18 protein-coding genes are annotated in these 15,599 nt (G+C 40.8%); 12 read left to right on the top strand and 6 right to left on the bottom strand.

Features of this window, described 5'->3' with window-relative positions:
• Positions 1-99 precede the first annotated feature (99 nt).
• Positions 100-1,485 carry a S41 family peptidase gene (locus tag MHB79_RS09720; protein ID WP_137055085.1) on the top strand — a complete coding sequence of 462 codons (1,386 nt, stop codon included), beginning with the start codon at positions 100-102 and terminating at the stop codon, positions 1,483-1,485.
• A 40-nt stretch (positions 1,486-1,525) separates the two neighbouring features.
• Here the strand turns inward: MHB79_RS09720 and MHB79_RS09715 are convergent, their stop codons facing one another.
• The 3 genes from MHB79_RS09715 to MHB79_RS09705 all read right to left on the bottom strand — a co-directional run bounded on the left by MHB79_RS09715 (position 1,526) and on the right by MHB79_RS09705 (position 4,075).
• A complete protein-coding gene (locus MHB79_RS09715; RefSeq protein ID WP_268458264.1) occupies positions 1,526-3,019 on the bottom strand; it encodes a sodium:solute symporter family protein in 1,494 nt (497 codons plus the stop codon).
• Positions 3,019-3,222: a DUF3311 domain-containing protein gene (locus MHB79_RS09710; RefSeq protein WP_003215965.1), complete on the bottom strand. Its 204-nt coding sequence runs from the start codon at positions 3,220-3,222 to the stop codon at positions 3,019-3,021. Before MHB79_RS09710 ends, MHB79_RS09715 begins: the two co-directional genes overlap by 1 nt.
• A gap of 235 nt (positions 3,223-3,457) precedes the next feature.
• A complete protein-coding gene (locus MHB79_RS09705; RefSeq protein WP_003215532.1) occupies positions 3,458-4,075 on the bottom strand; it encodes a nitroreductase family protein in 618 nt (205 codons plus the stop codon).
• A 140-nt stretch (positions 4,076-4,215) separates the two neighbouring features.
• Here MHB79_RS09705 and MHB79_RS09700 point away from each other — a divergent pair, with 140 nt between their 5' ends.
• Positions 4,216-4,548 carry a winged helix-turn-helix transcriptional regulator gene (locus MHB79_RS09700; RefSeq protein WP_340989641.1) on the top strand — a complete coding sequence of 111 codons (333 nt, stop codon included), beginning with the start codon at positions 4,216-4,218 and terminating at the stop codon, positions 4,546-4,548.
• 75 nt (positions 4,549-4,623) lie between these two features.
• The gene (locus tag MHB79_RS09695) at positions 4,624-4,839 is read left to right on the top strand and encodes a hypothetical protein (protein ID WP_044141204.1); all 216 of its coding nucleotides are present in this window, start codon (positions 4,624-4,626) and stop codon (positions 4,837-4,839) included.
• Positions 4,840-4,879: 40 nt separating this feature from the next.
• On the opposite strand, the gene MHB79_RS09690 is transcribed toward MHB79_RS09695, so the two are convergent.
• Positions 4,880-5,353 (bottom strand): Hsp20/alpha crystallin family protein, encoded by a 474-nt coding sequence (locus tag MHB79_RS09690; RefSeq protein WP_003216069.1) that lies wholly within the window; start codon positions 5,351-5,353, stop codon positions 4,880-4,882.
• Positions 5,354-5,448: 95 nt separating this feature from the next.
• Between MHB79_RS09690 and rarD the strand changes: the two genes are divergently transcribed.
• The 4 genes from rarD to bshB2 all read left to right on the top strand — a co-directional run bounded on the left by rarD (position 5,449) and on the right by bshB2 (position 7,745).
• Positions 5,449-6,354, top strand: coding sequence for an EamA family transporter RarD (rarD, locus tag MHB79_RS09685; protein ID WP_012010264.1), 906 nt, complete (start codon positions 5,449-5,451; stop codon positions 6,352-6,354).
• Positions 6,355-6,432: 78 nt separating this feature from the next.
• Positions 6,433-6,714 carry a hypothetical protein gene (locus MHB79_RS09680; RefSeq protein WP_003215525.1) on the top strand — a complete coding sequence of 94 codons (282 nt, stop codon included), beginning with the start codon at positions 6,433-6,435 and terminating at the stop codon, positions 6,712-6,714.
• Positions 6,711-7,061 (top strand): YojF family protein, encoded by a 351-nt coding sequence (locus MHB79_RS09675; protein WP_050943916.1) that lies wholly within the window; start codon positions 6,711-6,713, stop codon positions 7,059-7,061. Before MHB79_RS09680 ends, MHB79_RS09675 begins: the two co-directional genes overlap by 4 nt.
• A gap of 18 nt (positions 7,062-7,079) precedes the next feature.
• A complete protein-coding gene (gene bshB2, locus MHB79_RS09670) occupies positions 7,080-7,745 on the top strand; it encodes a bacillithiol biosynthesis deacetylase BshB2 (protein ID WP_050943917.1) in 666 nt (221 codons plus the stop codon).
• Between the two features lie 246 nt (positions 7,746-7,991).
• Here bshB2 and MHB79_RS09665 read toward each other — a convergent pair whose 3' ends face one another.
• The gene (locus tag MHB79_RS09665; protein WP_050943918.1) at positions 7,992-9,353 is read right to left on the bottom strand and encodes an MATE family efflux transporter; all 1,362 of its coding nucleotides are present in this window, start codon (positions 9,351-9,353) and stop codon (positions 7,992-7,994) included.
• A gap of 58 nt (positions 9,354-9,411) precedes the next feature.
• Positions 9,412-9,537 carry a hypothetical protein gene (locus MHB79_RS09660; RefSeq protein WP_003215647.1) on the bottom strand — a complete coding sequence of 42 codons (126 nt, stop codon included), beginning with the start codon at positions 9,535-9,537 and terminating at the stop codon, positions 9,412-9,414.
• A gap of 78 nt (positions 9,538-9,615) precedes the next feature.
• Between MHB79_RS09660 and cdaS the strand changes: the two genes are divergently transcribed.
• The 5 genes from cdaS to MHB79_RS09635 all read left to right on the top strand — a co-directional run bounded on the left by cdaS (position 9,616) and on the right by MHB79_RS09635 (position 15,514).
• A complete protein-coding gene (gene cdaS, locus MHB79_RS09655) occupies positions 9,616-10,242 on the top strand; it encodes a sporulation-specific diadenylate cyclase CdaS (protein WP_340989640.1) in 627 nt (208 codons plus the stop codon).
• A gap of 405 nt (positions 10,243-10,647) precedes the next feature.
• A complete protein-coding gene (locus MHB79_RS09650; protein WP_340989639.1) occupies positions 10,648-11,964 on the top strand; it encodes a C40 family peptidase in 1,317 nt (438 codons plus the stop codon).
• Positions 11,965-12,039: 75 nt separating this feature from the next.
• Positions 12,040-12,618 carry a superoxide dismutase family protein gene (locus MHB79_RS09645; RefSeq protein WP_106032559.1) on the top strand — a complete coding sequence of 193 codons (579 nt, stop codon included), beginning with the start codon at positions 12,040-12,042 and terminating at the stop codon, positions 12,616-12,618.
• A gap of 89 nt (positions 12,619-12,707) precedes the next feature.
• Positions 12,708-13,586, top strand: a complete 879-nt coding sequence (locus MHB79_RS09640; protein WP_050943921.1) for an ATP-binding protein — start codon at positions 12,708-12,710, stop codon at positions 13,584-13,586.
• A gap of 11 nt (positions 13,587-13,597) precedes the next feature.
• On the top strand, positions 13,598-15,514 hold the full coding sequence (locus MHB79_RS09635) for a vWA domain-containing protein (protein ID WP_050943922.1): 1,917 nt from the start codon (positions 13,598-13,600) through the stop codon (positions 15,512-15,514).
• Positions 15,515-15,599: the final 85 nt, after the last annotated feature.

The following is a 15,599-nucleotide window of genomic DNA, read 5'->3' as shown; positions in this document are numbered from 1 at the left end:
GTCAAATGGCTTATCTTTTCAAAGAGAACTTCGATCCTTTGGTTGACGGATGAAGCATCGTCCTTGATAATAATGAAAGGAGATAAAGGTGGTGTTTTTTTGAAAAAACAATTTAAGATCGTCATCGCTATTTTGGTGACAGCGGCACTGTCCTCAGCGATTACATTTGTGATCACAAAACAAGGGACTGTCAATGTCTCAGGAGATGAGAAGTTTAGTAAACTCATGGCTGCGTATACGAAAGTAAAAGATGAGTATTACGAAAAAACGGATGATCAAAAACTAGTAGATGGTGCGATTCAAGGAATGATCGCATCACTTGATGATCCATACTCTACATATATGGATCAGGAGGAAGCCGAAGGATTTAACAACACCATTTCTTCATCATTTGAAGGAATTGGTGCACAAGTAGAAGAGAAGGATGGACAAATTTTAATTGTCGCACCGATTAAAGGCTCTCCTGCTGAAAAAGCCGGGTTGAAACCTCATGATCGTATTTTAAAGGTGGATGGAAAAAGCACAAAAGGCATGTCGGTCAATCAAGCAGTCTCTCTAATCAGAGGGAAAAAAGGAACGGATGTCAAGCTTCACCTTAACCGCCAAGGAGTGGGAAATGTTGATGTGACCATCACAAGAGACACCATTCCAGTTGAAACAGTGTATGCAAAACTCACAAAAGACAAAATAGGAGAAATCCAAATCACGTCCTTTGCTGAAACAACGTCAAAAGAGTTAGATAAAGCCATTGATGACCTCGAGAAAAAAGGGGCAAAAGGGTTTGTCATTGACCTGAGAGATAATCCAGGCGGCATTATGACAGAAGCGATTGAAATGAGTAATGACTTTATCGATAAAGGGAAAGTCATCATGCAAGTTGAAGAAAAAGGGAAGAAAGAAGAGTACAAGGCTGAAAAAGAACGCAAAGTTCATCAGCCGGCAGTTGTCCTTGTAAATGGCGGCTCAGCCAGCGCTGCAGAAATCATGGCGGCGGCTCTGCACCAATCTTCAGGTATCAAAATTATTGGTGAAAAGACATTTGGTAAAGGAACTGTTCAAAATGCGCAAAGCTATAATGATGGTTCTAGTGTCAAGTTAACCATTGCCAAGTGGCTAACGCCGGATGGTTCGTGGATTCATAAAAAAGGAATTGAACCACAGGTCAAAGCATCGCTCCCAAGTTATGCAAAGCTGCCATACTTAAGCCCGAAAAAAACGTATCAGCTGAATGACAATGGAGATGAAGTCAAAGCGGCTCAAAAAATGTTCCAAGCGCTTGACTACAAAGCAAAAGCAAATGGTGAGTACGATCAAGCCTTCCAGACGATCGTCAAAAGCTTCCAAACAGACAACGATCTGAAAGCAGACGGAATTCTGACGGGAGATACAACGACAGTACTGATGACAAAGATCCAAGATAAGCTAAAGAAAAATGATACTCAAATGAAAAAAGCCATTGAAGTCTTGAAAAAAGAAATGAAATAAAGAAAGAGCAGTCCTCATAGGGGGACTGCTCTTTTTATATTTACGCGTTGTTTCCCATCGCTTCTGTTTTGTCTTGATCTTTTTCAAATAGTTCATTCATGACAGAATTGGATGTGACCTTCTTTTGGAAGAATGGATTCAAAATCAGGATGACCACAACGTTTGCTAGTAAACCAAGAAACCCTTCATAAAGACCGAACGTGACTTGTGAGATATTGGCTGTAAAGGTGACGATGATGCCAACAACTAACCCCGCAATCGTTGCTTCTCTCGATTGTTTTTTCCAGAACAAGCTGATCGCAATGGCTGGGAAGATTTGAACCATTCCTGAAACACCAATGAGCTGAAGCGTCACAAGTGCTGTTGGGAAGAGCATTCCGAATAATAGAGCCAGTCCGATCACGATAAACACCATTGAACGAGTGATGATGGTCAACCTTTTAGGTGATACATTCGGATGAATTAAGTCACGATATAAATTATTGGCAAATAAATTCGATGCACCAATGGCCATGATCGAGCATGGAATGAGGGAAGCCAGTGCAATCGTTGAATAAGCAAGACCCTGCATCACGCCGCCATATGATGTTTGAATTAAATGAAGAAGTGCAAATCTTGGATTTGTATCTTCTGGTAAGACCAAAAAGGCAATAAATCCAAGGAAGATGACCAAAATCAATACGATGTTATAAAGAGGCAAAAACATGCTGTTTTTACGGATAGCATCTGCACTTTTTGCTGTAAATACCCCTGTTGCCGCATGTGCCCACATAAACAAAGCAAGGGCAGAAACACCTGAAGCGGTAATGAACCATAAAATGCCTTTAGGACCGCCGTCAGGAATTGTCAGAAGCTGTGGAGCTTCCTTAGCTAACGTATTCATCATCGGAGTCCAGCCGTTAAAATGAATGATTGGCAGCGAAACCACCATAAACAGCATGATGACCCAAACGAGAATATCCTTAATAATGGCTGTATATGTAGGACCTTTAATCCCGCTGAAAAATGTATAAAGTGCGACTAAAATAAATGAAATAATAACAACTGCATTCACATTAATATAACTAGTTCCAGCGACAGTTAACGTATCTTGAATCCCGCTCAGTTGAAGACAAATATAAGGAATGAGCATAAGTACTCCAATAATTGCAATTAGACTGGATAACAGCTTGCTGTCAAAGCGCTCACGTGCATAATCAGCGAGCGTTGTGAGGTTGTGATTCTTCGCAACCGTCCATAGCTTTGGTAAGAAGAAATAAGCAATAAAATACGCTAGAACTGAATAGGGAATAGCGAAAAAAGCGACACTTCCAGCTGTATAGGCTGTACTAGTGAGCCCTAAAAAGGTATAAGCTGTGTATAAATCTGCGCCAACGAGGAACCAGACGAGCAGCCCGCCAAATTTTCTCCCGCCGACAGACCATTCCTCTACTGACTGTCTGGATGATTTATCACGGCCAGCGGCAAATCCAATGACCACGACGATGAAAATGATACATGCTGTAATCAATAAAGCTGTTAAATTTCCTTGCATTAGTCAGTTCCTCCATTTGAATGTTGCATGCGGTAAATGATGAATGTACAGACTGGTGTGAGAACAATCCATAGTAAGAGCCAGAAGTGGAAAAAAGGCAGGCCTATCACAAATGGATGGATACGATTCGCAAAGGGCAGCAGTGCGAGCTGTCCGATGAATGGAATCGCTATAAGTAGTGCCAGTATCAATTTTTTATTCATGATTTCCTCCTGAATTTTTTGTAATTTCATAATAATAGCAGTTGTCAGATTAGATCACAAGACCATTTTCAGAAAAAACAATCATTTCGCTGAATATCATACTAATATAACGCTTTCATTCTTAAAAAGGAGAAAAAGTGGAGGTGAAAAGGGGTAAAGTGAAAAGAAAATATGCAGAAATAATATTGAAACCAAATAAAAAAACCTCAGCATGAAAGCTGAGGCCTTGCCAATTTTAAAGGAAATCAGATACTTCTTCGATGTCGAAACGATTGCTTTTATGAGCTTCTTTCGCTGCTTTACCAACTGAAATCAGCATGACTGGCTCATATCGGCCGCTTACATTGAATTCTTTGATGTAGGCGTCTTTACTGAAACCACCCATTGCGCATGTATCATAGCCCATTGCTTTTGCAGCAATCATTAATTGCATAGCAGCTAATGAAGCATTTGAATACGCAGCTTCACGTGCATACTGCTCGCTTTGGTATGCGCCATTGATTTGAGTCATCAATGTTTCTTTGATGTCTTCAGTAATGAAGCCTTGTTCTGCCAGCTCACTGTAGATTTTTTCACCATTTTGATTGGCTTCAAGATCACCTAGTACAGCAATAACAGCTGATGCTTGTGAGATTTGCTTTTGGTTGTAAGCGATTGGAAGTAACTTCGCTTTAGATTCAGCACTATGGAAGACAGTGAAATGCCAATGCTGAAGGTTCCACGCGGATGGTGCTTTTGTTGTGATATCAAGAAGCTCTGTTAACTCTTCTTTTGTCATTTCATGAGTTGTATCGTACTCTTTTACTGAAGCTCTTTGTTTTAAAATGTCAATCGTTTTTTGATCAGTCGCCATGTGGATATTTCCTCCCGTTTTTGCAAATAATATGGTACAATAACTAAAAAGTGAGAAACTTACTTATTGTAACTAGAGATATATTTTAAATTGTATACCGTTAGTTTGTCAAACAATCATGAAAAGAAAGGCTGAAATTTATGGAATTTCAATTATGTCCACACATTCAGCAAGCTTTTTTACTGCTAGGCAAAAGGTGGAACGGTCTCATTATTCATGTATTGCTTGATGGTCCAAAGCGTTTTAAAGACATGACGGACATTATCCCATCCATCAGTCAAAAAATGCTCGCAGAGCGTTTAAAGGAACTTGAGCAAGAAGGGATTATAGAGCGAACTGTATTGCCTGAGACGCCTGTGAAGGTCATTTACTGTTTAACTGATAAAGGAAATGCGCTAAATGATGTGTTTCATGAGGTATCTAGGTGGGCAGGGGAATATACAGAATCTCATGAAAAAAAGGAACAAGCCTAGTTTCAGGTTTGCCCAAACGTTTTGACTCCTGATGAATATGCTGATCTTAGGCACATGACAAAGGAGGAGAAATGCATGTACCCTCATACTCCGTATTTCCGAGGCGGCGCCCCTGGCATTCCGCCATATGAATCCAGAGTCCCTTTGTTTTTTGGTTTTGGCGCTCCTTTAGTCGGCGGACTGCTTGGCGGGTTTTTAGGAAGTGCGATTTTTAATTATCCCCGTCCATATTACCCACCACCACCGCCTGTTCCACCACCTTATGGCGGAGGATATCCACCATACTATTAAGAAAAAAGAGTAAGCCTGCTTCTATATCAAAGCAGGCTTTTTATAATGGAATATCGATTTCAGAAATCCCCGGATCATCATGCTTTAAAAACATAATCTCCAAAATACCGTCCTGATACGAAGCCTTCGTTCCTTTTCTTTTGACAGCAGCAGGGAGGACGACTTTCTTCTGCGTGCCTTCCTCAGGAAAATGATCAATAAACAGCAGGTTGGCTGTATGTTTAATTTTTACTTTTTCTGTGCTCGGCCGAGCAAGCTCAATCTTAACGAACACGTGATCAGTGGTTTCGAACACTTCCACTTCGGGTTCTTTTTCTTTTTTGACGTCTGTTTCTCTCGTTTTTTGATGTTGAGAGAGTGGGTCCTGAAAAGGGAACTGAGCAGGATAATTGGATCCGAATACACTTTCCATCACTTGATTGACGTACTGCTCGACGTCTTTAGGGTCTGAATTCTTTAAGGCTTCTTTTGAAAATTGCTTTTGAAAAGGGAATAATCGGTTCCAGTCAAACATGCAAATCATCCTTTCTAAATGCCCTGAATTAGTATATGCCCATTCACTTGAGTGCGTGCTATAATATACGATAGGTTTAGAAAGGAATGGTTAGATTGAACGAACAACAGCAATCAAAAGGTGTTCTCTATACGGCAGCATCTTTTACATTATGGGGATTATTCCCGTTATATTGGAAACTGATGGAACATATTTCGTCAGGCGAAATTTTAGCGCACAGAATTTTATGGTCATTTGTTTTTATGTGCGGTATTCTTCTGTATTTAAAACAAGTCCGGCCGGCGATGCAGACAGTGAAGGGTCTCATGCTCGATGGCAAGGCACTTTTTTCATTACTATTATCGGCTATTTTAATATCGGTTAACTGGTATGTGTACATTTGGGCAGTCAACCATCATCTTATGCTAGAAGCTAGTTTAGGGTATTATATTAATCCGCTTGTCTCTGTTTTACTAGGCATCATTTTCTTGAAAGAGCGGCTCAATAAATTACAAACCATTGCGATTTTAATTGCCGCAGCTGGGGTGATTCTTTCTACGATTCAGTACGGTTCATTTCCTGTCGTGGCAATATTACTTGCCTTTAGCTTCGGTTTTTATGGATTGATTAAAAAAAGAATGAGCTTCACGAGTGCCATTGGTTTGACAATTGAAACGCTGCTTCTAGCCCCGGCAGCTCTTGTGTACTTATTGTTCTTCTTAAAAGAACCTGTGGTGACAATGAATCCTAACAGCTTCGGATCGCTTGGTCTCTTATTCTTTGCAGGGGTCTTTACTGCGGTACCGCTTCTTTTATTCTCTGAAGGGGCAAAAAGAATTCCTCTTTATCAAGTGGGTATTTTACAGTACATTGCACCAACGATTACGCTGTTTTTAGGGTTATTTGTGTATCACGAGCATTTATCTTCAGCTAAAATTGTGACGTTTCTTTGTATCTGGGTGGCGATTTTATTGTTTACGACCTCTCAATTACGCATGAAAAAAACAGCGAATTCTCATTAAGTCCTACGAGCAGTTTGCTTTTTTTTGAAGGCGGATCATGTCATAATAAGTTGTTACCAAAACTGTAGAGGTGATTACATGTCATCAGCCAATGAGCTTACAGCTGCTTATCAATCTTTATGGAAAAATCGTCAGCTTGATGTCGATGATATGTCTTCTTTACACGAGGCAATATGTGATGATTTAAGCGATGCGCGCACTCATCCGAGGGCGAGAAAATCATTTCATCAAAAATATGTACTCGCTGTAGAGAGAATATTAGAAAGTGGGCTTCGGCATGATCATCAGCTGCAGCTGATCAGCTTACATACAAAAAAGCTGCGCGAATTAATTCAAAATGAAGGAAGGAACCACTCATGAAACCAATTCAAACGGAAGATGTCACAGCACATCTTGAATCGTTTTTAAATCGTCCAGTCTTCGTTCATCTTGAAACGACCACTGGTTCTTATTCAGCTCATGTAAATGAACAAAATATGACGGTCGTTGCCTATATCCGCAATGCGAAAGTCGTCTATTCACAGGCGAAAATAAAAGGACAAGGTCCGTACCGTGTTGGAATGAAAACAGAAGATGGCTGGATTTACGCAGAAGGATTAACGGATTATGTGTTTGATGACCATGGCCGCCTGCTGTTAGCTGGGCACTTGCCAGACGGGAAACTAGCGATCTCATTACAAATTAGTGAAACACCATTTCAGGTGTAGAAGAAAGGGTGACGAGTCATGAATGAACATGTACTAGTGATGCTGCCTCACCCAGATGATGAATCGTTTGGGGTTGCAGGTCTCATTGCACAAAGTAGAAAACGCGGCATCCCAGTCACGTATGCATGCGGGACACTTGGGGAAATGGGCAGAAATATGGGCAGCCCAACATATGCTAACCGTGAAACACTTCCTGAATTAAGAAAACAGGAATTAATCAGCGCCTGCAAAGAAATGGATATCACAGACTTACGTATGCTTGGACTTCGTGATAAAACATTGGAATTTGAAGACGACGAGTATTTAGCTGATGTGATGGAAACCATTATTGATGAAGTCAAACCTACACTGATTGTGACGTTTTATCCTGGACACGGTGTACATCCTGATCATGATGCGACAGGGGAAGCGGTGATTCGCGCTCTTTACCGTAAGAAAAAAGAAGATCGTCCTGTCACATACTGCATGGCCATTACGAAAAATAGAGAAGAAGTGCTTGGAAATGCAGATATTACGATCGACATTACAGATGTAGCAGATATCAAATTAAATGCACTGAGAGCGCATAGAACGCAAACAGAAGGCATGCTGAGAGAGCTTGAACAGAAGCTGAAAAACAAAGAACCTGTCGTCCAAAAATGGTTCGATGAAGAAATTTTCTGGACGTACCAATGGAATGACTAAATAAAAAAAGCAGCTGACATTGATCAGCTGCTCAAATTGTTGACAAAGGGCTAAAATGATCTTGATTTTAGCCCTTTGTCTTCTTTTCAGCTTGATAGAAAACCTTTGAAGTCTAGGAAGGGCGAGCACCGGAACGGAGCGAATTTGACATTCGTGAGTACCGGCGCGCAGAGCTGACAACGAATGCGAGGGTTTGTCTACACGCTAGGCAGCTGACATCGATCAGCTGTTTTTTTTGTGCCGTATTTAGTGATTGGGCGCTTGTTGAAGCAATCGTTTTTCAATCAATCTGAGACGGATAAAGAGGACAATGGCACCAGCGGCAAGTCCGGCAATGAGACCAATCCAATACCCAAATGCCCCATACGAGGTATAGGTGCCAATCAGATAGCCGGAAGGAAGGCCGATCACCCAGTATGAAACAAATGCGGCAATGAGCGTATAGTTGACATCTTTATAGCCGCGCAGCGCCCCTTGAATGGGTGCAGCAATGGCATCTGACAGCTGGAAAAAGATCGCATAAATCAAAAATTGCTGTGTCAACTGTAAAACAGCCGATTCAGCTGTGTATAAACCAGCAATCTCTGGTCTAAATAATAAAATGAGTGCTGCCGTACACAAGGAGAATAATACCGCCGTTCCAATTCCGATATAGCTATAGCTTTGCGCGTCTTTATAACGCTTGGCACCAGCTTCAAACCCAACGACAATCGTTAAAGCCATCGAGATACTGAGCGGTAAAATATATAAGATGGAAGCAAAGTTCATCGCAGCCTGGTGACTTGCAATCGTCACAGTATCAAAGTGACCCATTAATAACGTAACTGCTGCAAAGATACTCGTTTCAAAAAAGATCGCAAACCCAATAGGAAGACCGATTTTCAGTATTTGCCCCATACGGGAGATATTGATTTGAGGCAGTTTCTGAAACAAACGAAATGAGGCAAATGGTTCTGCTTTCATGACAATACAAATACTCATGATGAAAATCGCCCAATACGTCAACGCAGAAGCAAGACCAGCTCCCGCACCGCCAAGCTTTGGAAAGCCAAAATTCCCAAAAATAAATACATAGTTTAACACAAAGTTAATCGGAAGTGCTGTTAACGTGATAAACATCGTTACACGTGTTTTCCCTAATGCATCAATAAATGACCTGAGCACCGAATAACCAAACAGTGGGATGATACCAAAAGCAAGAAAACTTAAGAAATGCCGCGCAATATCCTCTACGGATTGCTCAAGTCCAAGTCCCCCTAATACGTAAGGGATGCTAATTGTTCCAATTGCAATCACACAGATACTTAAAAGAAAGGATAAATAAATCGCCTGAAAGACAGCCTTAGGAACATCTTTTTTATGCCCTGCGCCCATCAGCTGAGCGACAATTGGCGTAACGGCCATTAATATACCAGCAAGTCCTGTATAAACGGGTGTCCAAATACTAGAACCGATCGCAACACCCGCAAGGTCTTCTGCACTCACTTTTCCAGACATCACGGTGTCTAAAAACGTAATAAGCGAAAGACCCGCTTGAGTGATTAAAATCGGAATCAAAATGGTTAAAAATAGTGTCACCTTAGCTCGAATGCTATTTGTTTCTCTCATCATAAGTTCCTCTCTGAACAGAAATAACGAGAGGATTATATCATGCTATGTAAAAAAATCAATTCTCTGTCGGATTATTTTTCTTAGATGGCTTCGTTTTTTTAAACATTTGGGCATAAATAAAGGAAAGACTGACAACACCTAAAATGCTGCAAGCATATTGAATCACTTTCTGAATAGTCATATTAAGTCACCTCCATAACAATAGAATGCGCATAATTTGTTATTTTATGACAACGAAAAGGAGGAGGGAAAAGGTCAAATGATCAATCGTACGAATGAAGAAGTGCAATTTAAAGTGGGCATGAGAACACACTTGATGAAAATTATGAAGGATGCAAGTGACATTATCGATTCCCTTGATGAGATTGAGCAATGTCTACTTTGTGATCTCGAGTCATTACATGATGAGTTTAATGAAATGCATGCAGAGGCTTCCTCGTTTTATTTACAATCGTATATGGAAGAATTCACACCTGGATTTGCTCAATTTTCGTTAGCCATTGAGAGCTTATCAAAACAAAAGCACGGGGCACTGATTGTGATACAAAGGCGGGATGAGGTCGAGGCTTTTATTCAAAGAGGGACAAATCTTCATGCGAAAATTAGTGCTTCATTAATTGAAAGCATTTTCTACCCAGGAAATCCACTTCATGATGGTGCGCTTTTAGTCAAAGAAAATACGCTCGTATCTGCGGCAAATGTGCTCCCGCTTACTTCAAAAAAAGTCAGTCCTTCTCTCGGGACAAGACACAGGGCTGCGATCGGACTCTCTGGTATGACCGATGCACTTGTTCTCGTCGTTTCAGAGGAAACGGGTAAAATGTCATTTGCGAAAGAAGGAGTCCTTTATCCGCTCACTGTAAAAGAACCTGAAATCAGAAAATAAAAAACCAATCGCTGCATTCTTCATTCGGAAGGATGCTTTTTTCATTTGAGGAGAAAAAACAGGCAATTAAGTAAAAAGTCATTTGATACAGAAAAATTTGTCATGTAGAATAGAACTATGAAACTAGCAGCGTGCTTGTTTTGACAAATTTCTAAACGTCAACTTAAAAATTCCTTAAAAAATGTTTATAAATACAGCAAACGGCCGATACAAACGATATGGCTTTGTTTTAGCATTTTGAGTTGACTGCTTTAGCCTATTTGTTATTGCCCAACGTCTACATGTCGAGTAATATAATAGAAATAAAGATAAAATAGTGCAAGAGAAGCAGAGTCGTTAAATGCTAAACTTAAAACTAGTACATAAGTCTTGTTGAATGAAATCATGAAAGGCGGAGATTTATCTATGAAGAAAAAAGTAGTAACCGGCCTCACAGTTTCAGCGATCGCTGGCTCAGCTGTGTTTGCTGCACCGGCAGAAGCACAGACGATCAAGGTGAAAAGCGGTGACTCACTTTGGAAGATTGCCGAACAGTACAATACAAGTATTTCGGAGCTTCAATCTCTTAATCAACTAAAAACGACGATGATTTTTGCAGGACAAAGCTTGAAAATTCCTGGCGCAAAAAGCAAAAAATCCAGTTCGTCAACTGGTTCAAAAGCAACGAAATCAAATGCTTCAACGACATCAAGCTACACAGTAAAGCTTGGAGATTCTTTATGGCTTATTGCGAAAAATCATAAAATGTCAGTGGCAAGCTTAAAAAGTCTAAACAGCTTAAACAGTGACTTAATTCGTCCTGGACAAAAGCTAAAGGTATCTGGAAGCACGAAGACAAGCGGGAGCCAGTCATCAAACTCCTCTTCAAATTCCAGCTCAAACAATAAGACAACGAACTCAAATAGTTCATCTTCATCAAGTACATACAAGGTCAAATTAGGGGATTCACTCTGGAAAATTGCGAATTCGCTCAATATGTCGATTGGTGAAATCAAAACATTGAACGGATTAAAATCTGATATGATTTATCCGAATCAAGTATTGAAAGTAAAAGGGACGGCTGCATCAAAACCAAGTCAGCCGAAACCTACTAAACCAAGCAATTCAAACAGTAACCAGTCTTCAAGCGGGAAAGCAACATCTTATACTGTAAAATCAGGCGATTCTTTATGGAAAATTGCGAATCAATTTAAAGTGCAAGTTCAGTCCATCCGTACAGCCAACAGCTTAAAAAGCGATGTGCTTAGAATTGGACAAGTTCTCAAAATTAATGGTGCAGCTTCAGGCTCAACTGGGTCGAATGGTTCTACGTCTAACGGCTCGACAAAGCCGGTCAACAATAACAAACCCGATGTGCCAATGAATGCAAAAATCACGACGATGATTCAAGAAGGTAAAAAGCTGACAGGCATTCCTTACAGATGGGGCGGCAATACACCATCTGGATTTGACTGCAGCGGCTTTGTTTATTACCTCATTAACAAGGTTTCGTCTGTATCGAGATTAAGCACAGCAGGCTACTGGAGTATGATGACACCTGTGAGCACACCTCAAGTTGGCGATTTTGTTTATTTCACAACGTACAAAGCGGGTCCATCTCATATGGGACTATACCTTGGCGGAGGAGATTTCCTTCACGCAAGTGACAACGGAGTGGGGATCTCAAACATAAGCAATCCATATTGGAAAAAAGCCTATTTAGGTGCAAAACGTTTCTTCTAAAAAAGCCGATTTTCGGCTTTTTTTGTTTGCCCATTGATCAGGTTGTCCATACTGATATTAAAAGGGGGCAATCATATGAAAAAGTCAGTGTGGTTGATCATGATGTGTCTGGTCTTTGTTGCAACAGCTTGTCATGCACCGCCGAAAAAAGAAACGACAGAAGAAACCATTGAAGTTGCAGCACCTAAGCAAGCACCAGTTACCACGTCACTCATCAATGAAAACGGGCAAAAAATAGGGAGCATCGAAGTAAGAGACTCCTCAGAAAACGGGCTGGATTTACATGTGAAAGCGAAAAATCTGCCGCCAGGTCCTCATGGCTTCCATATTCACGAAACAGGAAGATGTGAAGCGCCAGATTTTGAAACGGCAGGGGCTCACTTTAATCCAACACACCGGGAGCATGGCTTTGATAACCCAAAGGGTCATCATGCTGGAGATATGCCTAATTTAGAAGTTGGGGCAGATGGACAAATTGATGTTGTCGTGAATGTACCAGATGTGACGTTAAAGGGAGGGTCGAACCAATTAATCGATCAAAATGGGCGTAGCTTTATTATTCATGCAGAAGCAGATGATTACTTAAGCAACCCTTCTGGAAACTCAGGGAAACGCATCGCATGCGGAGCGATCACAAAAGAAATGGTAAAATAACAGATGTCTAGCCTTTATGTATTGAGTGCATAAAGGTTTTTTTAGTATACTTGGTGAGGAAAATGATCGAAGAGAGGAATTAATCATACATGTTTAACGAACAATTACTCCCAGAAGAAATTCAAGCAATGATTGAAGCAAAAGCAAAAGGACTAGAAGAAGAATTCCGTCCGCTTATTGGAACAGGCGGCTATGAATCACAGGACACGTCTATCATACAAGATGCGATGATTGCACTAGCACTCGGCAAAAACGTTCTTTTAAAAGGGCCGACTGGTTCAGGTAAAACAAAATTAGCAGAAACTTTATCTGCTTTCTTTCAGCAGCCGATGCACAGTGTGAACTGCTCGGTTGATCTTGATGCAGAAAGCTTGATTGGCTATAAAACCATTCACAATGATGGTCAAGTTGCTTCTATTGAATTTATTGAAGGACCTGTAACGAAAGCAATGAAAAAAGGCCATCTTTTATATATTGATGAAATCAACATGGCAAAGCCAGAAACTCTGCCTATTTTAAACGGTGTACTCGACTACAGAAAAATGATGACAAATCCATTTACAGGAGAGGTCGTTCGAGCAGATGAAGGCTTTGGCGTGATAGCGGCAATCAACGAAGGCTATGTCGGCACAGTGCCTCTAAATGAAGCATTAAAAAACCGATTTGTTGTCATTGACGTTCCATATATCGGCGGCGGCATCTTAAAGGATGTACTGCAATCTCAATCTGTATTAAAGGATGAACGTTTAATCGATCAATTCGTGCAGCTCTCATCAGACCTCATTACACAGGCACACAACGGGCAGGTGAGTGAAGAAGCAGCATCCATTCGCGCCCTTCTAGACACATGTGATCTTGCGCAATACATCCCGCCGCTTCGTGCAGTTGAACGAGGGATTGTTGAAAAGCTAGAAGATGACCGGGAAAAAGCAGCGGTAAGAAATATTGCCCAAACATTATTCGAGTGAGGTTCTGAGTTTTGAAATTCATCAAATTTAATGACAGCAGAATCGATTCATTTTTATTTATGGAATTAACGGATTTAGCCAAAACGTTAGCAAAAAGTGATGATGTCGAGCTTGAATACGGGGTGCAGTCCTACTATGATCCTTTTGAAAAGAAAATTTTCATCAGCCATTTTTGGGATGACCGTAAACAGGAAGACATGACAGCCGGACTGAAAAGTGATGTATTCCTCCGTGCAGTAGGAACCGTTTATAGTGATCTGACTGTCTTTCAGGAAATCATTCGCTATGCTCATACAATGTCCATTCCTGACCTGTGTAAACAATTGTTTATGCTCTTTGAAGATATCCGGATTGAAGAGCGGATTAAACGTGACCGCCCAGGAACAAAAAAGGTATTTAAACGAAGAAGAGAGCTATACCGGCGTCATTTTAAGACGCAATTAACGATTAACCAAGAGCGGAGCATTTTAACGGATGCACTCTATTGTGCAATGTATGTGAAGCTGACAGCGGATTCACCGCTAGAAGAAATTCCGCCTCTTCACGAGCGGATCAACCCAATGATTCCATTTATTGAATCAAGTCTTGAGCGTGTATATGAAGCGCGTTCAACCGGAGATATCGCAGTCATCGTCAAAGAATTAATGGAAGGCTTTGATGAGCTTCTTGATAAAGATATGCTGAATACGTACTTTTTCTTCCCGGAATTGGACTATGAAAAAGCGGCAAAAGAACCGCTGTTTCATGACTTAAAAAGAAAACCTAAATTAAGTGAAGACATCAAAGTCGACCGGGAAAAAGAGGGCGATGAAGACATCCACCAAGAGTATATGGAAGTGTGGCATCGAGAAACAGAAGCGCCGTCAAAAAGCTTCCTTCAATTTGATTTAGAGCACGGCGGGAAAAGTGATCTCGGGAAGGATGCAGCAAGAGAAGGCGATGACGGAGATCAAGCACTTGGCACTGTCCAAGGCTCTGCCAAGCAGACTCACCGAAAAGATTATTCAAAGCTTGAGGCGCTGGAAGAGGCTGAAGGCGAGGAAAGCGGAGCGGATGCTCATGAGAATGGAAAAGAGAACAAATATGCGTTTCCAGTCATGATTTCACCAGATCCTCCCGCGCCAGAACAAATCAATGTATACAAGCAGCACGCCAAGGAGATTGAGCCGTATCAGAAACGGTTAAAACAGATGATTCAAAAAACGCTCGAACATAAAAAAACATGGCCAAAAACGGATCTTCATGCAGGACGTCTGAGTAAAAAGCTCATTCGTTATTTTACAGAGTCGAATCCGCGTCTTTTCTATAAAAAACAGGCACCTTCTTCGGAGATTGATGCTGTTTTCACTTTATTAGTGGATTGTTCTGCTAGCATGTTTGACAAGATGGACGAGACGAAAAAAGGCATTGTTCTATTCCATGAAGCCTTAAAGTCCGTTCAAGTCCCGCATCAAATTGTGGGGTTTTGGGAAGATACAAACGACGCATCAGAAACAAGTCAGCCGAACTATTTCAACACAGTCGTGTCGTTCAAAGATTCTTTATTTGATGCAGGTCCTTCCATTATGTCTCTTGAGCCAGAAGAGGATAACCGGGATGGCTATGCGATTCGCCAAATGACAAAAATGATATTAAAACGAAGAGAAGAGCAAAAGTTTCTCATTGTTTTTTCCGACGGAGAGCCAGCTGCATTCAGCTACGAACAAAATGGGATCGTCGATACACATGAAGCAGTTCTTGAGGCGAGGAAAAAAGGCATTGAAGTAATCAATGTGTTTTTATCCAATTCACCGATCGAAGAAGCACAGATGAAAACCATTCAAGATATGTATGGCAAGTTCAGCATTTTTGTACCAGATGTCGATACATTGCCAGATGTTTTATATCCGTTACTGAAGAAATTACTGCATAAAAGCATTGGGGCATAAGGTTTTGCCCCTTTCTTCAAAATATTTTTCGGAATGATTTAAATTTTTTGTTTTTCTGTGAATTTTTTATCTTTAATTGAACAAA

The sequence above is a fragment of the Bacillus sp. FSL M7-0558 genome (assembly GCF_038003245.1).
Classification (GTDB): Bacteria; Bacillota; Bacilli; order Bacillales; family Bacillaceae; genus Bacillus; species Bacillus pumilus.
The sequence above is the reverse complement of the archived record's forward strand: the minus strand, read 5'-3'. Positions and strand labels throughout refer to the sequence as shown.